This is a genomic window from Streptomyces sp. CG 926 (assembly GCF_003148825.1).
In the GTDB taxonomy this organism is placed as follows: Bacteria; Actinomycetota; Actinomycetes; order Streptomycetales; family Streptomycetaceae; genus Streptomyces.
The window spans coordinates 113089-133464 of record NZ_QGGZ01000003.1 but is presented as its reverse complement, the minus strand read 5'-3'; the positions used below and the strand labels follow the sequence as shown (position 1 = coordinate 133464).

The 20376-nt window shown below is 72.6% G+C and carries 18 protein-coding genes; 11 read left to right on the top strand and 7 right to left on the bottom strand.

The window, feature by feature from the left end:
* The 4 genes from BCL76_RS09140 to BCL76_RS09125 form a co-directional block, all read right to left on the bottom strand.
* A complete protein-coding gene (locus BCL76_RS09140; RefSeq protein WP_109779434.1) occupies positions 1 to 894 on the bottom strand; it encodes an ABC transporter permease in 894 nt (297 codons plus the stop codon).
* Positions 895 to 896: 2 nt separating this feature from the next.
* The gene (locus tag BCL76_RS09135; RefSeq protein ID WP_258309487.1) at positions 897 to 1862 is read right to left on the bottom strand and encodes an ABC transporter ATP-binding protein; all 966 of its coding nucleotides are present in this window, start codon (positions 1860 to 1862) and stop codon (positions 897 to 899) included.
* A 27-nt stretch (positions 1863 to 1889) separates the two neighbouring features.
* Positions 1890 to 2279, bottom strand: a complete 390-nt coding sequence (locus BCL76_RS09130) for a hypothetical protein (RefSeq protein WP_258309486.1) — start codon at positions 2277 to 2279, stop codon at positions 1890 to 1892.
* A 197-nt stretch (positions 2280 to 2476) separates the two neighbouring features.
* Positions 2477 to 2845: a hypothetical protein gene (locus BCL76_RS09125; RefSeq protein WP_030756063.1), complete on the bottom strand. Its 369-nt coding sequence runs from the start codon at positions 2843 to 2845 to the stop codon at positions 2477 to 2479.
* Positions 2846 to 3154: 309 nt separating this feature from the next.
* Here BCL76_RS09125 and BCL76_RS09120 point away from each other — a divergent pair, with 309 nt between their 5' ends.
* Genes BCL76_RS09120 through BCL76_RS09110 form a run of 3 tightly spaced genes read left to right on the top strand, consistent with a single transcriptional unit; the run spans position 3155 to position 5537 of the window.
* Complete coding sequence (locus BCL76_RS09120; protein WP_146228345.1) at positions 3155 to 4486, top strand: cytochrome P450; 1332 nt, start codon at positions 3155 to 3157, stop codon at positions 4484 to 4486.
* Positions 4483 to 5307 carry a class I SAM-dependent methyltransferase gene (locus tag BCL76_RS09115; RefSeq protein ID WP_181382485.1) on the top strand — a complete coding sequence of 275 codons (825 nt, stop codon included), beginning with the start codon at positions 4483 to 4485 and terminating at the stop codon, positions 5305 to 5307. The genes BCL76_RS09120 and BCL76_RS09115 overlap by 4 nt, the downstream gene beginning before the upstream one ends.
* A gap of 44 nt (positions 5308 to 5351) precedes the next feature.
* Positions 5352 to 5537, top strand: a complete 186-nt coding sequence (locus BCL76_RS09110; RefSeq protein WP_030756074.1) for a hypothetical protein — start codon at positions 5352 to 5354, stop codon at positions 5535 to 5537.
* Positions 5538 to 5613: 76 nt separating this feature from the next.
* Here the strand turns inward: BCL76_RS09110 and BCL76_RS09105 are convergent, their stop codons facing one another.
* Positions 5614 to 6192 (bottom strand): TetR/AcrR family transcriptional regulator, encoded by a 579-nt coding sequence (locus BCL76_RS09105; protein ID WP_258309484.1) that lies wholly within the window; start codon positions 6190 to 6192, stop codon positions 5614 to 5616.
* A 424-nt stretch (positions 6193 to 6616) separates the two neighbouring features.
* Here BCL76_RS09105 and BCL76_RS09100 point away from each other — a divergent pair, with 424 nt between their 5' ends.
* Positions 6617 to 6787, top strand: a complete 171-nt coding sequence (locus BCL76_RS09100; protein WP_109779002.1) for an MbtH family protein — start codon at positions 6617 to 6619, stop codon at positions 6785 to 6787.
* Between the two features lie 31 nt (positions 6788 to 6818).
* Here BCL76_RS09100 and BCL76_RS09095 read toward each other — a convergent pair whose 3' ends face one another.
* Entirely contained in the window at positions 6819 to 7826 is a 1008-nt protein-coding gene (locus BCL76_RS09095; protein WP_109779001.1) for a helix-turn-helix transcriptional regulator, read from the bottom strand.
* 174 nt (positions 7827 to 8000) lie between these two features.
* On the opposite strand from BCL76_RS09095, the gene BCL76_RS38865 reads away from it, so the two are divergent.
* Complete coding sequence (locus BCL76_RS38865) at positions 8001 to 8165, top strand: hypothetical protein (protein ID WP_181382484.1); 165 nt, start codon at positions 8001 to 8003, stop codon at positions 8163 to 8165.
* 43 nt (positions 8166 to 8208) lie between these two features.
* Positions 8209 to 9114, top strand: a complete 906-nt coding sequence (locus BCL76_RS09090) for a LysR family transcriptional regulator (protein WP_109779000.1) — start codon at positions 8209 to 8211, stop codon at positions 9112 to 9114.
* Between the two features lie 88 nt (positions 9115 to 9202).
* On the opposite strand, the gene BCL76_RS09085 is transcribed toward BCL76_RS09090, so the two are convergent.
* The gene (locus tag BCL76_RS09085; RefSeq protein ID WP_109778999.1) at positions 9203 to 10234 is read right to left on the bottom strand and encodes an aspartate-semialdehyde dehydrogenase; all 1032 of its coding nucleotides are present in this window, start codon (positions 10232 to 10234) and stop codon (positions 9203 to 9205) included.
* Positions 10235 to 10699: 465 nt separating this feature from the next.
* Here BCL76_RS09085 and BCL76_RS09080 point away from each other — a divergent pair, with 465 nt between their 5' ends.
* The 5 genes from BCL76_RS09080 to BCL76_RS40295 all read left to right on the top strand — a co-directional run bounded on the left by BCL76_RS09080 (position 10700) and on the right by BCL76_RS40295 (position 20375).
* A complete protein-coding gene (locus BCL76_RS09080) occupies positions 10700 to 11302 on the top strand; it encodes an NADPH-dependent FMN reductase (protein ID WP_109778998.1) in 603 nt (200 codons plus the stop codon).
* Between the two features lie 89 nt (positions 11303 to 11391).
* On the top strand, positions 11392 to 12228 hold the full coding sequence (locus BCL76_RS09075) for a thioesterase II family protein (RefSeq protein WP_109779430.1): 837 nt from the start codon (positions 11392 to 11394) through the stop codon (positions 12226 to 12228).
* Positions 12225 to 13868 carry a condensation domain-containing protein gene (locus BCL76_RS09070; protein ID WP_109778997.1) on the top strand — a complete coding sequence of 548 codons (1644 nt, stop codon included), beginning with the start codon at positions 12225 to 12227 and terminating at the stop codon, positions 13866 to 13868. Before BCL76_RS09075 ends, BCL76_RS09070 begins: the two co-directional genes overlap by 4 nt.
* Positions 13858 to 15759: an amino acid adenylation domain-containing protein gene (locus BCL76_RS09065; protein ID WP_109778996.1), complete on the top strand. Its 1902-nt coding sequence runs from the start codon at positions 13858 to 13860 to the stop codon at positions 15757 to 15759. The genes BCL76_RS09070 and BCL76_RS09065 overlap by 11 nt, the downstream gene beginning before the upstream one ends.
* Complete coding sequence (locus BCL76_RS40295) at positions 15756 to 20375, top strand: type I polyketide synthase (RefSeq protein ID WP_109778995.1); 4620 nt, start codon at positions 15756 to 15758, stop codon at positions 20373 to 20375. Before BCL76_RS09065 ends, BCL76_RS40295 begins: the two co-directional genes overlap by 4 nt.
* The last annotated feature ends 1 nt before the right edge of the window (position 20376 follow it).

Genomic DNA, 20376 nt, shown 5'->3' with positions numbered 1-20376 from the left:
TCAGTTGACGCGCGGGCCGCGCCAGCGGAACGACATCGCGGTGAGCACGAGTCCGGCCAGTGACCAGAGCGCCAGGATCAGCGCGATCCTGCCGAGCTCCCAGTTGCCGGCAGGCTCCACCACGGCGAAGGAGTCCGGCAGGAACACCGACCGGAATCCCTGGGCGATCCACTTGAGGGGGAAGAACGCCGCGAGGGTCTGCATCCAGGAGGGCAGTTGGTTGAAGGGGAAGAACACACCCGAGATGAACTGCGTGACCATGAAGACCGGGGTCACGATGGCGGCGGCCGACCGGCTGTTGGGGATGATCGCGCTGTAGGCCACGGCGAGCAGGGCGCAGGCGACCGTGCCCAGCGCCAGGTCCCACCCGAGCGTCGTCCAGCGCTGCGCGGTGGAGGGCAGCGGCAGGCCGAAGGCCGTCACGGCGATCGCCATCAGCAGTGCGGTCTCCAGCACGGTGGTGACCACCACGCGCACCAACTTGCCGATGAAGTACGCGGACTTGGGCATCGGCGTCATGGCGAGCCGGCGGACCGTACCGGTGTCGCGCTCGATGGCTATGTTGATCGCGAGACCGGAGAAGGCGGTACTCATCACGCCGGACGCGATGATCCCGGCCATGAAGACCTGCTTGAGGTCCGTGTCCGTGCCCGCGACCTTGCCCGAGAAGATCGATCCGAAGACCAGGAGCATCAGCACCGGGAACATGAGCGTGAAGATCAGCGACTGCTTGTTGCGGAAGAAGCTCTTGAGCTCCACCGAGGAGCGCGCGACGGAGGCCCGCCAGATGCCCGGCGTACGGCGGGGCGCGCGGTGTTCGCCGGCTTCGGCGGTCGCGGCGGTCGCGGCGGTCCTCGCGGTCGTGCGGGCAGGGACGGAGGGGGCGTCTGACACGGTCACGGGGTTCCTGCCTTTGCGTCGCGGGTCCTGCTGATCAGGTCGAGGTAGATCTCCTCGAGCGTCGGCCGGTGCACGCGCAGCTCAGGAAGCTCCCGCACCCTGGCCTCGGCGGCCCAGGCCAGCAGCACCAGGAGGACCGCGGTGGGGGTTCTGGTCAGGATGCTGACGATGCCGTCGCCCTTGCTTCCGTCCCGTTCGACCGTGACGTCGGCGGGCAGGGCAGGCAGGGTCCGTCCGACCAGCTCCGGCGGCATCCGGAAGGACACCGTCGTCGAGGTGTCGGCGCGTCCGCCGAGTTCGCAGACCCGGCTGACCTCGGCGACCTTTCCGTCGACGATGACGGCCGCGCGCTGGGCGAGCGCCTCGGCCTCGTCCAGGTAGTGCGTGGTGAGTACGGTCGTCCGCCCACGGTCGGCGAAGTACTGCACCAGATCCCAGGCCTCTCGACGAGCCACCGGGTCCAACCCGGTGGTGGGTTCGTCGAGGAAGATGAGTTCGGGGTCACCGATCACCCCGACGGCCACGTCCAGGCGCCTCTGCTGGCCGCCGGACAGAGCCGTCGTCTGCTTCTTGCCGTGCTTGCCCAGCCCGACCATGTCGATGACCTGGCCCACGGGCAACGGCGCCGGATACAGCGCCGCGAAGTGCTCCACGACCTCGCGCACGGTGAGATCGGTGTAGGCGCCCGTGGACTGGGGCACGACACCGATGCGTGCCCGCCAGTCCCGCCTGTCCTCGGCCGGATCGCATCCGAGTACCCGCACGTCGCCGCCGGTCCGCCGGCGGACCCCTTCGAGGATCTCGACGGTCGTCGTCTTGCCCGCGCCGTTCGGCCCGAGCAGGGCGAACACCTCTCCCTTGTGGATGGTCAGGTCCACGCCCTGTACGACGTGCGAATCGCCGTACTGCTTGCGCAGGCCCCGGACAACGACAGGGTCTTCTTCCGATGCGGTGTGCAGCACTTCGGTGCTCTCCTTACGAGGCGGTGATCAGGTGCAGCAGGAGCAGGGGCAGCAGCACGTGAGGACCGTCGGGCCGCCGCCCTTGCCGCCGCCGGAGAGGCCCGAGAGGTCGCTCTCGCTCAGCTCGGAGGTCTCGACGACGGGCGCGTCCGGCACGTGGAACTCGAAGCGGCCGCTCGCGAGCCCCGCCTCCCACAGACCGACCTGGACGTCCAGGTTTCCGTCCGGCTGGGTCTCCGGGTCGGCGCTGACAATGACGATCTCGGCGTTCGCGGGAAGGGTCAGCCCGGATTCCGCAAGGGCCGAGCGCGGGTCCGACTTCAGTCGGGCACGGTACTCATCGCTCGACCAGGCGGTGATGAGCGTCTTGGTGTAGGCGTTGACGAATTCAGTACGCTGCTGGGCATCCATCGCCATGCTGGTTTCTCTTTCTATGTATTCCAGGCACCCCGTACACGGGGGACGCACGGGGGGCACCGAGAACAGGATCCGAATGCTGTGGCGGGAGCCGGCTGCGCGGGGCCTCGGCCTTGTCCGACCGAGGGCCCGCGCACAGCACCGGTTCCGTCATCCTGCGGAGCCGCGAACCTTTTCGAGCTCTCCGCAGCCGCGGATCAGGTGCAGCAGGAGCAGGGGCAGCAGCAGTAGTTGCCACCGGCGGCGACGTCGGACAGGTCGCCCTCGCTGAGCTCGGCGGTGTCCACGACCGGGGTCTCCGGGATGTGGAACTCGAAGCGGCCGGTGGCCAGGCCCTGCTCCCAGAAGGAAACCTGGACGTCCAGGTTGCCGTCCTGCTTGCCGTCCGGGAGGGTGCGGACGATGACGATCTCGGCGCCCTCGGGGACGTTCAGACCGGACTCGGCCAGCGCGGCACGCGGCTCCGAGTTGAGGCGGGCCACGTACTCCTCGCTCGACCAGGCGGTGATGAGCGTCTTGGTGTACGCGTTGACGAATTCAGCGCGCTGCTGCGGGTCCAGCGACATGTGGACTCCTCCTTCGAGTACCGCCGAGCACCGTGTTGTGCCGGCGACAAAACGAAGCTTGGCATGCGGGAAAGACCCCGCCAAGACTTAATCTTCGGCGTGCATCGGTAAGTATTGAGCGCCCCAGAACAGTGCGATAGATTGCGCCCCGCAGAACCCCTTGGACATGCGAATCGATACGTATTGCCGACCCTAGGTGTACGTATTCCGATTACGTATCGGGTGCCCTCTGCTACGTATTCAGAATTCTGCGTACGCATTCGGTGTACGCATTCGACCGACGGCCACACCACGGAGGTGACCGCCACCATGCCCGCACGGACCCTGGTCCTGCCCCCCGGCCCCGAAGGCCCGGCCGACATGCAGGAGATGCGCAACGATCCGCTGGCCTTCGTCACCGGGCTCGCGCATGAGTACGGCGACATCACCTGCCACCGCGCCGACGGCGACACCGTCTACCTGCTCAACCGGCCGGAGTTGGCGCGCTACGTACTCAAGGAGAACGGCGCCAACTACACCAAGGAGAACACTCCCGACGACCACATGCTGCGTCCCCTGCTCGGCAACGGGCTGCTGACCAGCGACGGCGAGGAGTGGGCGAAGCAGCGCCGGATGTGCGCGCCCGCCTTCCGGCCCAGCGCGGTAAGGACGTTCGACGGGATCGTCACCGACGCCACCGCGAACATGCTGGAGCGCTGGCGCCCGGCGCTGGACGGCGCCGGACCGATCGCCGTCGACCACCATCTGACGGCCCTGACCCTGGGCATCATCACCCGGGCGATCCTGGGCGCCGACATCGACGGAATCGGCGAGGGCTTCGGTCGCGCGGTGGACGCGGTGAACCGCTACATCGGCCACTACGTACCGGCCGAGGACCCCGATCCGACGGACACCGCGCTGCGTCGGCAGGGATTCGCCTCGGCGCGCGCCTTCCTGGACGCCGTGACCCGTACCCTCATCGCCTCCCGCCGGGCCACCGGCGCCGCCACCGGCAGCACCAATCTGCTGGACGCGATGATGAGTGCCGACCGCCAGGTCTCCGACGCCGATCTGCGCGACCAGGTACTGACGATCATCATGGCCGGTCACGAGACCACCGCGAAGTCGCTGACCTGGACGCTCTACCTGCTCGACCGCAACCCGGCCGAGGCCGCGCGGGTCCGCGAGGAGGTGGACCGGGTGCTGAAGGGGCGTACCCCGACCGCCGCCGACCTGGTGGACCTGCCCGTCTGTCAGCGGGCGATCAAGGAGGCCATGCGCCTCTACCCGCCGGTGTGGCTCACCTCCCGGCGGGCGACCGGTCCCGACGTCATCGGCGGCTACGACGTCGCGCCGGGCACCCTGATCTGCATCAGCCAGTGGGTGTTGCACCGTCATCCCGACCACTGGGAGGCGCCGGAGGAGTTCGTCCCCGACCGCTTCATCGACGCCGACCTCCCCAGCCACCTCTACATGCCCTTCGGCGGCGGCGACCGGATCTGCATCGGCCAGCACTTCGCGATGGTCGAGGCGACCCTCGTCCTGGCCATGCTGACGCAGTCCGTCGCGTGCGAACTCGTCGAGGACTTCCCCGTCGAGCCGGAAGCGCTGGTCACCCTGCGCCCCCGGCACGGCATGAGCATGATGGTGAGGACCCGGTGAACACCTCGACCCTCAAGGGCGGTTCGTACGATCCGGCCCGGACCACCACCGGCGGTCTGACCGGCGAGCTGGCCCGCCTCGAAGCACAGGCCGCCCTGTCCTTCCCCGAAGAGCTGCGCATCCTGCGCGAGCTGGGTGTCAGCGAGTCCTCGACCCTGCTCGAACTCGGCGCCGGATCGGGCGCGGTCACCCGCTGCCTGCGCGCCGCGCTCCCCGGCCTCAGGATCGTCGCGGTCGACATCGACGAAACCCTGCTCGCCCATGCCGAGGGCACCGGCGCCGAGCTGATCGTCGCCGACGCGGCGGACCTGCCGCTGGAGACGGGCAGCGTCGACACCGTCCTGCTGCGCTACGTCCTGCAACACGTGCCGGACACGTCGAAGGTGCTCACCGAGGTCCGACGGGTGCTGCGGCCCGGCGGCCGGGTGATCGTCACCGAGGTGGACACCTCCTGCTGGGGCATCGCCGAACCGTCCTATCCGGAGATGGCGGGCATCCACGCCAAGGTGGCCGGAGCCCAGCGCGCGGCCGGCGGTGACCGTTCGATCGGCCGCCGGCTCACCCGGATGCTGCGCGCGGACGGCTTCGAGGACGTCGTACTGCGCCCGTTCGCCACCACCAACGACGACCACCCGACCGAGGCGTTCGCTCCCCATCTCGGGCCGCAACGCCTCGAACCCCTGCTGGCGACCGGGGTGCTGTCCTTCGCCGAACTCTCCCTGGCGGCCGACCGGTGGAACCGGTTCCGCTCCGACCCCGACGCCTGGGTGATGCTGCTCGGCCTCATCGCCGCCGGGACCTCCCCCGGCCCGGCGGCATGACAAGCCCGGCACGACAAGAACCGAACCGAAACGAGAGGCCCCCCATGAACCCCAACCTCAAGATCTTCATCACGATCTTCTGCTACATCAGCGGCGTCGCCGGGCTGGTCACCGCCGTGCTCGACGCGAGCAGCAAGCCCGCGCAGATGACCTCCGCCGTCGTCGCCGGCGCGATCGGCGTGCTGTTCCTGCTCGGCGGTCTGATCCTCACGCGCAAGCCGCGCTACTGATGCCGCATCCGCCGGTGCCGATGCCCGCGCAGGGCACCGGCATCGGCATCGGCATCGGCCTCACGGTGCTGCTCGGTCAGTCCGTGGATCCCAGTACGAGGTGCGCCGCGGCCTCACCGAGTTCCTTGTCGGCCGGAGCGCCGAAGACCAGTACGCGGTAGTAGATCGGGCCCAGCAGGAGATCGGCCAGGCGGCCGAGGTGCTCCCTGTCCGGGGCCTCGCCGGTGTGACGTTCGACGATCGCGCCCAGGCCGACCAGATCGCGCTCGCGCTGCCCCCGCAGGAATCCCTCGCGCAGCGCGACGGCGGCGTCCTGGTCCAGTTGCGCGTTGCCGAGCAGGGCCTGGAGCACCTGGCCCGCCGGTTCCTGGAAGAAGTCGGCGACGCGGTGCAGGTGCGCGACGAGGTCCTCGACGGGGGTACCGGCCGGCTCGGCCCATGCCAGCCCTTCGAGTGCGTCGTCCTCCAGGGCGTCGAGCAGGATCTCGACCTTCGACTTCCACCAGCGGTAGATCGTCTGCTTGGCGACGCCCGCCCGGGTGGCGATGCCCTCGATCGTCGTCGCGGCGAAACCCTGCTCCACCAGCAGGTCGTCGGCGGCGTTCAGCACCGCGACGCGGATGCTCTCACTGCGCCGCGGACCCGTGCGGCTCACGACGGGGGAGGGGACGCGGCGGCCTTCGGTCTTCCGTGCGGCGCTGATGGTCGGCCACCTCTCGTTTCGTGCGAATGCCGCGATTCTGGCACACCGGATCGGGGTCGCAACCGGCCGATCACGCGGACCCCTTGTGCGTGCGGGCGAGGCTCAGCAGCACCGTGAGCGCGAGCAGCGCGACCGGCGCGCCGAACGGGATGACCTCCGGCAAAAGACTGGACGATGCGTTGCGTCCGAGCGTGACATTAGACTAGACGTTGCGTCTACTCAGAGCGGCGTACGTCGCCGGCGATCGGCTGGGGCGATTGTGCGGTTCGGGAGCCGGTATGGGACGGGTGTTGTGGTGGCGGGGCGGGCCGATGAGGCTGGGGCCCGCAGATGAGGTCGCCGCGCTGTCGGGCCGGCGCGTAGGTGGAGGTGCGCAGTGGGGCGGTTCACCGTTGTCGTCAACGGCGAAGAGCAGTACTCGATCTGGGCGGAAGGGCGCGAAGTGCCCCTGGGGTGGCGGAACACGGGCGTGACCGGCACCAAGGAGGAGTGCCTCGAGCACATCGACGAGGTCTGGACGGACCAGCGCCCGCTGAGCGTGCGCTAGCCCGTCATCGGCTCCGGGTCACGCGGCCGGGTCACGCGTCCGGGGGGAGCCAGCCGCGCTGGACCGCTCGGACGCCCGCTTCGAAGCGGCTCCGGGCGCCCAGGCGTTCCATCAGGACCGTGGCGATGCGGCGGGCCGTGCGGTGGGAGACACCGAGGCGCTTGGCGATCCCCTCGTCGGTGTGGCCCTCGGCGAGCAGGCGCAGGCTGGCGGCCTCCTGGTGGTCCAGTTCGGCCTCGTCGCGGCGCGGGGCCCGGCCCAGCGGCCGGGCGTTCTCCCACACCGTCTCGAAGAGCGTGCACAGGGCGGTGAGCGTGCCCTGGCCGGTGAGCGCGACCGCGCCTTCCCCGCTGTCCTCGCTGTTCACGGGCAGGACGGCGGTCGTACGGTCGACGATGGTCATGCGCAGCGGCAGCACGGAGATCGTGCGGACCTGGCCGCCCAGCTCCGTGAGCCACTTGGCGTGCGCCTCGCTGGCCGGGTCGTTGCGCACGCTGTCCAGGTAGATCGTCCGCATGGCGACGCCCCGGCCGAGCAGCCGCTCGTTGAGCGGCCGGGAGGCGGCCATGTTCGCCTCCGTCTGCGCCCCACCGGGGGCGAAGACCATCACCTCGGTGCGGACGTTCTCGGTGAGCACGGCGAGGCGGGTCCGGACCTCGTCGACGTCGGCGAGGTGCTCCACGCTGACGGGTGCCCCGACCGGGCGCAGGTCCTCGTACTCGGAGATCAGCTGTCGGGCCACGGCGCGGGCGCCCGCGATGCGCTCGTTCTCCAGGGCCAGCGCGGCCTGGCGCCGGGCCAGCAGGTACTCCAGGCCGACCTCCGGACTGACCGCGCGGGGCGCCGCCGACGCGCCGGCGGGCCCGTCGGCGGGGTACTGCACGAGCGAGAGGCCGGACAGCCGGTCCCATGCCTCGTGCACGGCTTCCTCGGGGATCCCGAGCAGCTCCGCCAGCTCCTCGGCGTCGCCCCGCGGGTGGCTCAACATCGCTCGGTAAACGGCTTCGGTCGGTCCGTCCAGTCCCAGTACGTCGAGCATCGGCCCCCCCATCCGTCAGCAGCCACCATTATCTCCGCCGTGGCTCGTTCGGCCCGTGCTGGTCAGATTGGGTCAGGGCCCAATCCGACCACCGAAAACCCCTTTCCCGAGTCTGTGACGCGTGGTGATGCTGGAGCCGCAAGAAACACGCATGTCACAGGGGGATGTTTTTTGATGCTGAGCACTCGTATGGGCAAAGCCGTCACGATCGTCGTTCTCGGTACCGCCGTGCTGATGGCGCCCGCCGTCGCGCAGGCCGACACCACGGAAGCACCGCAGGGCGCCGCCGCGCCCACCACGCAGGTCGACGCCCAGAAGACGGACATGGGCTGGCAGTGACCGACTCCACCAGCACGGGGACGGCGCACCGCCGGGACAGCGCATGGATCTGAAGCAGCTCACCACGTTTCACCGGGTCGCGACACTGCTGAGCTTCACCCGCGCCGCAGCCGACCTGAAGTACGCGCAGTCCAGCGTCACCGCCCAGGTCAAAGGCCTGGAGGTGGCGCTGGGGGTGGAGCTCTTCGAGCGCCTGCGGGGACGGATCCGGCTGACTCCGGCGGGAGAACGGCTCGTTCCGTACGCCGAGCAGATCCTGTCCCTGGTCGATGAGGCCCGGGACCGGACCACCGGCCTGGGCGAGCCTTCGGGGGTGCTGACGATCGGCACGATGGAGAGCTTCACGTCCTACCGGATGCCCCCGGTCCTCGAGTACTTCCACCACCGCTACCCGCAGCTCCAGCTGGCCCTGCGGCCCAGCCTGTGCCGGGACACCTGCGAGGCGCTCCGGCAGGGCACCTTCGACCTGGGCTTCCTCATGGAGGCCGAGACCGACCATCCCGGGATCAGGACCGAGGTCCTCGGCCGCGAACCGTTGGTCGCGGTCGCCGCCCCGGGCCACGTCCTGGCGGGCGTCCGCGACGTCTCCACGAGTGATCTGCGGGCGGTGCCGATCCTGGCGCCGGAGGCGGGCTGCTCGTACGGGGCGATGTTCGAGGCGGAGCTCAACAGCGGCACCGAGCAGCCCGTACCGCTGCTGCAGTTCGGCAACATCGAGTCCATCAAGCGCGGGGTCTCGGCCGGTCTGGGGGTCAGCGTGCTGCCCGCGATGGCGGTGGCCGCCGAGATCGAGGCGCAGTCGCTGACCGTACTGGACTGGACGGCTCCGTTCGAGGTCTACACCCAGATCGCGTGGCGGTCCGGGCGTCACCTCACCCGTGAGATGCGGGTGTTCATCGACTGGATGGTCCGGTTCGCGGAGCAGGACCGGCAGCTCGTGGCCTGCTGAGGGCTACCGAGAGCTGTCGGGGGCTGCCGAGGACCACCCGCATACGACCCTGCCGGCACCGCCTCCGGGCGGGCCGGCGGGGCCGTGCTCACAACGCGCCCCGAGCCAGCAGTTCCTCCACTATCCGTACGGCGTCCAGCGCGCCGCCCACCCGGAGGTTGTCGGTGGCCAGCCACACCCAGAAGGCGTCGGGGGCGGTGGTCGAGACCCGGATCCGCCCCACGTGGAGCTGGTCCGGGTCGCCCAGCGCCGCGGGGGTCGGGCCACCGGGGTCGTGGACCACGACCTCGGGCAACGCCCGGAGCAACGCCACCAGCTCGGTACGGTCCACCGCGGAAGCGCACTGCACCCACACCGCCGCGCCGTGCCCACTGACCATCGGGACCCGAACGCAGGTCGCCGTGACCTCGATGCCCGGCACTCCCAGGACCTTACGGACCTCGTCGGCCACCTCCCGCTCCTGGAGGGTCGAGCCGTCCTCCAGGACCTCGCCGATGCCGGGCAGCACGTTGAAGGCCAGCGGGGGCGAGAACTGCGTCGAGGGCACGGTGGCCTGCGGATCCTGCAGGACCGTGCGCGAGCCGTCCTGGAGCTCCTCGATACCGCCGTGCCCGGCTCCCGAGGCGCCCTGGTACGTACTGACGACGATCCGGCGGACCCCCCAGCGGCGCTCCACGTCCCGCAGCACGCGGACCACCGGCACCGTGGCGGCGCCGGGCACCGCGATCACCCCGCCCGCCGGACGGCGGCCCAGCTCGGCCGCGTCGAGCTGTGGGACGACCAAGGGGGTGCCCGGGGTCATCCGGAAGGCCGGGGTGCTGTCGATGGCCAGCGCGCCGTGCGCGACGGCGACCGGGACCCACTGCCTGCTGATCCGCTCGCCGGCACAGAACAGGGCGACGTCGACCGTGCCGAACGCGAACCGGGGGAGCTCGATGACGCGGTGGTCGCGGCCGTCGACGCGGATCGTCCGGCCGGCCGACCGGTCGGAGGCCACCAGGTGCAGGCTCCGGTACGGCAGGGCGCGGTCCTCGATGAGTTCGAGCAGGGTGCCGCCCACCGCGCCGGTCGCTCCGACGACGGCGATGCGGGGGGCGGCGGGGTCGTCGACCTGGGGCATGGGCTTCTCGGATCCGCGGTGGGCAGGGAACACGGACGGCCTGTGGCCGTGCGGGCCGTCGGTTCCGGTGCACGACCCTGTTCGAGTACGCGCCGGAAGTTCGACATGGAGCGGTGTGCGCGATCGGCGCCACTGCGATGATCCGCGCTCGCGGGCGCCCGGCACAGGGCGGGCCGACGGGTATCTCCGATGGCTCCCATCAATGGGAACGATCGATCCCGGCGGGCCCGGGGCGCGCGGTACGGGCGAGTCCGCCGACGGGTGGCGGTGTTACCGCAAGCGGCATCGGAATGTCCGAACGAGGCCATCGGATCTCCCCGGACAGCGGGCGTTGACCGGCAAGTTGCCGTACCGAAGGCTGTGGCCGGTCCTGATCGACCGGGGAGATCGACCACCGGGGAAGCCGGCGCGCCGAAAGGACGGGCGGCCGGGGTTCCGGACCGGAACACGCGAAACGGGGAGTTCATGCAGCAGGCCGTGAAGGTCGTCGGAATCGGGGGATCCTCCCGACCTGGCTCCACCGCGGAGCTCGGGCTGCGGGTGGTGCTCGCGGAGGCCGCCCGGCTGGGCGCCCAGGTCAGCCTCGTCAGCGGCGCCGACCTGGTCATGCCGCTGTACGACCCGCGGGTGGCGGCCTGCCCGCCCCAGGCGCGCCGACTCCTCGACGAGGTGGCGTCGGCGGACGGCGTGGTGCTGGCGAGCCCCGCGTACCACGGCACGGTGTCCGGGCTCCTGAAGAACGCCCTGGACCACACCGAGGAGCTGCGCGGCGACCCCCGGCCCTACCTCTCGGGACGGGCCGTCGGCTGCCTGTCCGTCGGGATGGGCTGGCAGGGCGCGGTGACCACGCTCGCCGCCCTGCGCGACATCGTGCACGCCCTGCGCGGCTGGACCACCCCGCTGGGGGTGGCGCTCAACAGCGCGACGGCCGGGTTCGGTGCGGACGGCGAGTGCTCCGACCCGCACATCCAGCAGCAGTTGACCGCGATGGCCGGCCAGGTCGTCGAGTTCGCGGAGGCGCGCCGGGCCCACCGGGCGCTGCGGTCCGACGCGGTGCACGCGTGCTGAGCGGCGTCGACGAAGGCCACTGTCCCGACGAAGGCCACCGTCCCGACGGGAGCCACCGTCCCGACGGCGCTCCGGCCACGACGGCACCGGTGCGTGTCCTCGGAACCGGTCCCGCCCTCGCCCCCACCACCTGGATCCGCTGCTTCCACCCGAAGCCGACCGCCCGGTACACCCTCGTGTGCTTCCCGCACGCGGGTGGGTCGGCCAGTTACTACTTCGACCTGTCGGCGGCGCTCGACCCGGACATCGAGATGCTGGTCGTCCAGTACCCGGGCCGCGAGAACCGGCTCTTCGAGGAGCCCGCGGGATCGGTGGCGGCGCTGGCGGACGGCGTGTACGAGGCGCTGCGTACCCGGCTGCCGCGCCGCCCGGCCTTCTTCGGGCACAGCATGGGCGGGCTCGTCGGCTTCGAGGTCGCCCGGCGGCTGGAGGCGGCCGGGGGCGCCGCTCCCCACCTCCTGGTCGCCTCGGCGAGTCCGGCGCCCTCGGTGCGCACGGACATGCTGACCGCCGGCGCCGGCGCCGGGGCGGGCGCCCGGCACGGCGAGGCCGAGTCCGAGCCCGAGCCCGACGACGCCGTGCTCGCCCGGATCATGGGCCTCGGCGGCACGAGCGACGGTGTGCGCCAGGACCCGGAACTGATGCGGCTGGTGCTTCCCGCCATCCGGGGCGACCTGCGCGCCCTCGCGGAGTACCGGGTCGACGCGGGCGCCGTGGTCGGTTGCCCGGTCACCGTGTTCGTCGCCGACGGCGACCACGACGTGCCGCTCGCCGAGGCCGGCGCCTGGGGCGCCCACACGACGGCCGACGCCGACGTGCACGTCTTCGAGGGCGACCACTTCTACTTCAGCGGCAACCCGCCCACATTCCTCGAACTGCTCCAGGACGCCGTGCGCCACTCTCACTCCGGGACACAACTCATATGACGGTCATGGGATTCGTGGAGGAGGAGCTCGCCCAGATGTGGGCCGAGATCCTCGACGCCTCCGATGTGACGCTCGGCTCGCACTGGCAGGAACTCGGCGGGCGGCCGGAAGCCGTACGCACCCTCGCCGACCGCATCGACGAGGAGCTCGGCGCCCATGTCGAGCCCGCGGGGCTGCTCGACGCGGGCACCCTGGAGGGCATGGCCCGCCTGGTGCGCGGCGCCATGGCGGCCCGGAAGGCGGCGACCGCTCCGGCGGCCGCAGCAGCGGCGGGCCCGACGGCCGGTGCGCGGCCGGAGCGGCCCGCACTGTCCTTCGCCCAGCAGCGGCTCTGGTTCATGCAGCAGATCGACCCCGACACCACGCTCTACAACGTACCGACCGTGCTGCGGCTGCGCGGCGCCCTCGACCACGAGCGGCTCGGGCGGGCGCTGACCGCGCTCGTCGCCCGGCACGAGGTGCTGCGCACGACCTACGGGGCGACGTCCGGGGTGCCCCACCAGGTCGTCTGCGCACCGGTGCGATTCGCGCTCCCGTACACCGACCTGAGCGCCGGGGCGCGGCCCGCGGCCGAAGCGGCGCGCATCGCCGCCGAGGTGGGCGCGTACGTCTTCGACCTCGCCGCCGACCTGCCGCTGCGCGCCCACCTGCTGCGGCTCGGCGCCGACGACCACCACCTGGTGGTGACGTTCCATCACATCGCCGTCGACGGCTGGTCCGTCGAGATCTTCTTCCGGGAGCTGGGCGAGCTGTACGGCGACCCGGACGCGGGCGGCGCACCGGCGCTGCAGTACGCCGACTACGCCGGCTGGCAGCGCGAGCGGCTCCAGGGCGACACCCTGGACGCCCTGACCGCCCACTGGCGGGCCGTGCTCGGCAGCGACCCGCAGGCCCTCGCCGTGCCCACCGACCACCCCCGGCCCCGCCACCGCTCCTTCCGGGGCGCGGTCGTCACCCGCGATCTCGGGCCCGAACTCACCGGCCGGTTGCGCGAGTTCGGCCGGGGCGAGCGCGGGACGCTCAACATGACGCTGCTCGCCGCCTTCCAGGCGCTGCTCGCGGGCTGGTCCGGGACCGAGGACGTCACCGTGGGCATCCCGGTCGCGGGCCGCACCCGGCCCGAGCTCCAGGAGCTCCTCGGCTGCCTCATCAACATGGTTCCGGTCCGCGTCGGGCTCGGTGGGGACCCGGCCTTCCGGGCTCTGCTCGCCCGCACCCGCACCGCCCTGCTCGACGCGTCCGCGCAGCAGGAACTGCCCTTCGACAAGCTGGTGGAGGCCTTGGTGGCCCGGCGCAGCCGGGACTTCCTGCCGGTGTTCCGCGTGATGTTCAGCTTCCTCAAGGAGCAGTCGGACCCGGTCTTCGCCGGGCTGGAGCACTGCTCCCTCGACCTCACGGGCCCGCAGGACACCGCCAAGTACGACCTCAGCCTGTACGCGCAGGAGAGCGGTGCGTCGGTCGCGCTGACCCTCGAGTACGACACCGACCTGTTCGGGCCCGAGACCCCGGCCGCGCTGCTGGCCGCCTACGAGCAGACCCTGCACGACGCCATCACCTTCCCGGACGGGCCCGTACTGGATCTTCCAGCGGTCCGCTTCCGGCAGTCCGGCACCGAGAGGAACACGCATCGTGACCGCTGACCCACTGGCCGCCCCGGGAACGGGCACCATCGACGCCTGGTTCGCGCGGCAGGCCTCGGCGCGGGGCGACGCGATCGCCGTGACCGGCATCGACGGCCGGCTGACCTACCGCGAGCTGGACCGCTCCGCCAACCGCCTCGCCCACCACCTGCGCTCCCTCGGCGTCGGCCCCGAAGTGCCGGTCGCCGTCTGCGTGGAGCGCACCGCCGGCCTGGTGACGGCGCTGCTCGCGGTGCTCAAGGCGGGCGGCGCGTACGTACCGCTCGACCCGGCGAGCCCGGACGAGCGGATCGCCTTCACGCTCGCCGACGCCGGCGCCGGCGTCCTGGTCACCGACCGGGACGGGCGGGGCCTGCCCGCCGCGCACACCGTCCTGACCGGCCCCGGCGGCACCGACCTGAGCGCCTTCCCGGACACCGCGCCGGAGGGCGTGGGCACCGGCCCGACGAGCCTCGCGTACGTCATATACACCAGCGGCTCGACCGGCACCCCCAAGGGCGTCATGATCGAGCACCGCAATGTGACGAGCCTGCTCACCGGCACCCGGGGCCACTTCGGTTTCGGTCCCGAGGACGTCTGGTCCCTGTTCGCCTCCGCCGCCTTCGACGTGTCGGTGTGGGAGATGTGGGGCGCGCTGCTGCACGGCGGGCGGCTCGTCGTCGTACCGGAGGAGACCCGGCGCTCGCCGCAGGAGTTCCACGCGCTGCTGCACCGCGAGCGGGTGACCGTCCTCAACCAGACCCCGGCCGCCTTCCGGCAGCTGGTGCGGTACGAGGAGGAGCAGCCGCCCGGCGTCGGACCGGCCGCCCTCGACGCGCTGCGCCTGGTCGTCTTCGCGGGGGAGGCGCTGCCGCCCGAGATGCTGCGGCCGTGGATCGCCCGGCACGGCGAGGACCGGCCCGAGCTCGTCAACATGTACGGGATCACCGAGACCACGGTGCACTCCACCTACCGCCGGATGACCTCGGCCGACCTCGACGCCGGCGCCGGCTCCATGATCGGCGGCGCCTTCCGGGGCTGGACGATGCAGGTCGCCCCCGTCGAGGGTGCGCAGGACGGCGAGGGCGCGCAGGACGCCGGGCGCACGCGGGCCGCCGACGGCGAGGCCGGCGAGCTGTTCGTCGGCGGCGCCGGCGTGGCCCGCGGCTACCTGGGCCGGCCCGCCCTGACCGCCGAGCGCTTCCTGCCCGACCCGGACGCGACCGAGCCCGGCGCCCGCCGCTACCGCTCCGGCGACAGCGCCCGACGGCGCGCGGACGGGGACCACGAGTACCTCGGCCGGCTCGACCACCAGGTCAAGGTGCGTGGTTACCGGATCGAGCTCGGCGAGATCGAGAACGCCCTGACCCGCCACCCGGACGTCCGGGACTGCGTGGTGATCGTCGACGAGGACTCGGTCGGCGAGCCCCGCCTGGTCGCGTACTGGGTGTCCGGCGGTGCGGAACGCGACGACAGCACCGTCGAGTTGCGTGAGCACCTGGGGCGCACCCTGCCCGCGTACATGCTGCCGAACGTCTTCGCCCGGCTGGACCGGCTGCCGCTGACCCTCAACGGCAAGGTCGACCGGCGGGCGCTGCCCGCGCCCGAGGCCGTACGCCCCGACCTGGGCGGCGACTTCGAGGCCGCGGGTACCCCGGTCGAGAAGGCCCTCGCGGAGATCTGGGCCGACGTCCTCTCGGTCGACCGCGTGGGCCTCGACGACGACTTCTTCGACCTCGGCGGGCACTCGATGCTCGCGACCCAGGTCGTGGCCCGCTCGAAGGAGCAGTTCGGCGTCGCCGTCACGCTGCGGATCTTCTTCGACCTGCCCACGGTCCGAGAACTCGCGGCGGCCCTGGAAGAGCTGCTCGCCGCACAGTCCACCACCAACCCGCACGGGGAGAACGCATGACGTACGAAGCGGATCTGCCGCTGCCCGAGCAGTCCGTGGCCATCATCGGGATGAGCGGTCGCTTCCCCGGTGCCGGCGATGTCGACGCCCTGTGGCGCATGGTGGCGGCGGGCGAGGAGGGACGCACCGACTACTCCGACGAGCAGCTCGCCGAGGCGGGCGTGCCCGAGCGGCTGCTGACCGACCCGGCCTACGTGAAGTCGGGCTTCCCCCTCGACGGGTTCGACCGGTTCGACGCCGAGTTCTTCGGTGTGACCCGCTCCGAGGCCGAACTGATGGATCCGCAGCACCGGTTGCTGCTGGAGACCGCCTGGCAGGCCCTGGAGCGGGCCGGCTATCCGGCGGGCTCCTTCCAGGGCCGTACCGGAGTCTTCGCCGGCACCTCCGGCAGCGGCTACCTGCGCGAGCGGATCGCCGACGCCGGCGACGACGGCCTGATCTCCGACGAGATCCAGGTCGCGATCGGCAACGACCCCGGCATGCTCGCGCTGCGCCTGTCCTACAAGCTCGGCCTGACCGGCCCCAGCTTCACCGTGCAGAGCGCCTGCTCCTCCTCGCTGGTGGGCGTGCACCTGGCCGTGCAGTCGCTGCTCGGCCGCGAGTCGGACATGGCGCTCGCGGGCGGGGTCGCGGTGCGTGAGTTCGAGCCGCGCGGCTACCGCTACGAGGAGGGCGCGATCCTCTCCACGGACGGTCACTGCCGCCCGTTCGACGCGGACGCCTCCGGCACGGTCTCCGGCGACGGCGTCGCCCTGGTCGTCCTCAAGCGCCTGGAGGACGCGGTCGCCGACGGCGACCACATCCACGCCGTCATCCGCGGCTCGGCCGTCAACAACGACGGCGCCGCGAAGATCGGCTTCACCGCACCGTCCCCGCACGGTCAGGCCGAGGTCATCGCCGAGGCGCTGGCCGTCGCGGGCACCCCGCCCGGCACCGTCCAGTACGTCGAGGCGCACGGCACAGCCACCCCGCTCGGCGACCCCATCGAGGTGCAGGCGCTCACCGAGGCGTTCGGGCCCGACGCGGCCGCCGGCTCCGTCCACCTGGGCTCGGTGAAGTCCAACATCGGCCACCTCGACGCCGCCGCCGGCGTGGCCGGCCTGATCAAGGCCGCGCTCGCCCTGGAGCACCGCTTCATCCCGCCGACCGCGCACTTCCGCGCCCCCAACCCGCGGCTCGCCCTCGACAAGGGCCCCTTCGTCGTCACCGGCGAAGGCATCCCCTGGCCGGTGACGGCGACCCCGCCGCGCGCCGGGGTGAGCGCCTTCGGCATCGGCGGCACCAACGCGCACGTGGTCCTGGAGGCGGCCCCCACCGTCGCCACGGAACCCGGGACGGCTGGGGACACCGAGGGCGACTGGCAGATCCTGCCCCTGTCCGCCCGTACCCCCGAGGCCCTCGACGCCGCCGCGGAGCGCCTCGCGGACGCGCTCGCCGGGAGCGGCCCGGCCCTCGCCGACGCCGCCCACACCCTGCAGCAGGGGCGCGCCGAACTCCCCTACCGGCGGGCCGTGGTGGCCGCCGACCGGGAGGGCGCCGCCGCCGCGCTGCGCCAGGGCCGGCCCGCCGTGGCCGCCGGTCAGGGCGAGGGGACTCCCGAGGTGGTGTTCCTCTTCCCCGGCCAGGGAGCCCAGTACCCGGGCATGGGAGCGGACCTGTACCGCACCGAGCCCGTCTTCCGCGCGGCCCTCGACCGTTGCGCCGAACTGCTGCTGCCCCACCTGGGCTGGGACGTCCGGGAGGTGGCGTTCGCCGCCGACGGTGAGGAGACCCGCGAGCGGCTGAGCCGGACCCTCTACACCCAGCCCACCGTCTTCTCCGTGGACTACGCCACCGCGCAGCTGCTGCTTTCCTGGGGCGTCCGGCCGTCCGCGATGACCGGCCACAGCCTGGGCGAGTACGTGTCGGCCTGCCTGGCCGGGGTGTTCACCCTGGAGGACATCACGCGCGTGGTCGCCCGCCGCGCCCGGCTGATGCAGGACCTCGCGCCCGGCCGGATGCTGTCGGTGCTCCTCGACGAGGAGGCGCTCGCCCGGGCGTTGGAGGGCCGCGCGACGATCGCCGCGGTCAACGCCCCCGGCTCCTGCGTGGTCGCCGGCACCCCCGAGGAGGTCGCCGAGGCCCGTCGGGTCCTGGAGGCCCAGGGCGCCTCCGTACGCGAGCTGGAGACCTCGCACGCCTTCCACACCGCGCTGGTCGAGCCCGCCCTGGCCGGCCTGGAGGAGGTGCTGCGCTCGGTCACGCTGAACGCGCCGCAGATCCCCTTCCTGTCCAACGTCACCGGCACCTGGATCACCGACGAGCAGGCCACCGACCCGGCGTACTGGGTCGCCCACACCCGCCGCCCCGTGCGCTTCTCCGACGGCGTCGCCGCCCTCGCCCAGCGCGGCCCCGCCGTGTTCGTCGAGGCCGGTCCCGGCAGCCAGCTCGGCGGGCTGGTCAAGACCCACCCGGAGCCGGGCCCCGTCGTCACCCTGCTGCGCAAGCCGCGCGCCGGCGCCGACGCGCCCGCCGAGAACCGCGCGGTCCGTGAGGGCCTGGCCGAGCTGTGGCGCCACGGCGTCGGCGTCGACTGGAGCGCGCTGCACGAGGGCACCGCGCGCCGCCGGGTGCCGCTGCCCGCCTACCCCTTCCAGGGCCGCAGCCACCTGCTGCCGAAGCCCACCCGGACCGCGAGCGTCCGCACCGACAGCTCACGCTGGACGTACGCGCCGGTCTGGCACCGCGCGCCGCTGGCCGCCGCCCCGGAGCCGACCGGACCGGAGCCGACCGGACCGGCCACCTGGCTGGTGCTGGCCGACGACCGCGGACTGACCGACGACCTGGCCGCCGCCCTGCGCGAGCGCGGCGACGGCGTCATCACCGTGCGCAAGGCGGCGACGTACGCCCGCACCTGCGAGCGCGGCTTCGACGCCGACCCGGCGGACGCCGCGCACCTGGGCCGCGTCCTGGCGGAGCTGCGCCAGGACGGGACGGTCCCGGACCGGATCGTGCACGCCTGGGCCGTCACCGGACCGGACGGCTCGGCCCCGGCCGCGGCCCCGGCCGTGGACCGCTACGCCGACGGCGTCGCCACCGGCTTCCACAGCCTGGTCGCGCTGGCCCAGGCGCTCGGCGAGAGCGGCGTCGACACCCCGGTGCGCGTCGACGTACTCACCGACCGGCTGCAGGACGCGCACGGCTCGGACGTGATCCGCCCCGAGCGGGCCGCCCTGTACGGGGCGGTCACCGTCCTGCCCCAGGAGTACACCTGGCTGACCTGCCGGAGCGTCGACGTGCTGCCCCCGGCGGACAGCGCCGCCCGGGCGCGGCTGACCCGGCAGCTCACCGCCGAACTGGCCGGTCCCGGCAGCGAGAACCTCGTCGCCTACCGGGGCACCCAGCGGCTGATCCGCGCCTTCGCGCCCGTCGAGCCGGCCGCCGTACCCTCCCCGCGGGCCTGGCGGGCCGACGCCGGCTACCTGGTCACCGGCGTGTCCGGCGAGGCCGGGCTGAGCTTCGCCGAGGAGCTCGCCGCGGCGGGCGCCCGCCTGGTGCTCGTCGGGGACCCGCACTTCCCGGCCGAGGGCGAGTGGACCGCGCTTCCCGCGGGCGCAGAGCGGGCCCGCGCCGGGCGGATCGCCGCGCTGCGCGCCGCCCGCCCGGACGCCGTCACCTACCGGTCGGCCGACCTGGCCGACCCGGAGCAGGCCCGGCTGCTCGTCGAGGAGGCCCGCTCCCTGCTGGGCGGCGTCGACGGAGTCCTGCACTGCGCGGACGCCCGGGGCACCGGACTCGTCGCGCTCAAGTCGCGGGACGACTTCGAGGCCGTACTGGCGGCACGGGTGCGCTCCACGCTGCTGCTCGAAGAGCTGCTCGCCGGCGACGACCTGGACTTCTTCCTGTCGGGTTCGGCCACCACCGGCATCGTCGGCGGCTTCGGCCAGGCCGACAACTGCGCGGCCGCCGCCTTCCTGGACGCCTTCGCCGCCGCGGGCTCCGCCCAGGGCCGCACCACCGTCACCCTCGACTGGTCGCAGTGGGAGTGGGACGACTGGTTCGAGCAGCAGATGGCCGGGCTGCCCGAGGTGCGCGAGCTCTACGAGCGGCTGCGCCTGAGCCAGGGCATCCCCGTCGCCGACGGTCTCGCCCTGGCCCGTGCCGCGCTCTTCGCGGGCCTGCCCCAGCTGGTCGTGTCCCGGGCCGACTTCCAGGACGTCCTGGCCGACCAGCAGGGCATGACCGCGGCCTCCTTCACGAACGCGCTCGGCGGTGGCCGCGGCGAGGCCGGCGACTGGGACCCCGCCACGGTCTGGCCGGACGACGAACTGGCCCGGTCGGTGGCCCGGGTGTGGCAGGAGACGCTCGGCGCCTCCCCCATCGGCCCGGACGACGACTTCTACGACCTGGGCGGGAACTCGCTGTTCGCCATCCAGATCGTGGGCCGGCTGCGCCAGGCGCACGGTGACTTCCCGATGAGCGCCGTCTTCGAGGCGCCGACCGTACCCGGGCTCGCGGCAGCGATCCGCGCCCACCAGGCCGAGTCCATCGGTCTGGACGAGTTCGAGGCGATGCTGCGCGAGGTCGAAGCCCTCTCCGCCGCCGAGGCCGAACACAAGCTGAAGGGTGAGCACTGAC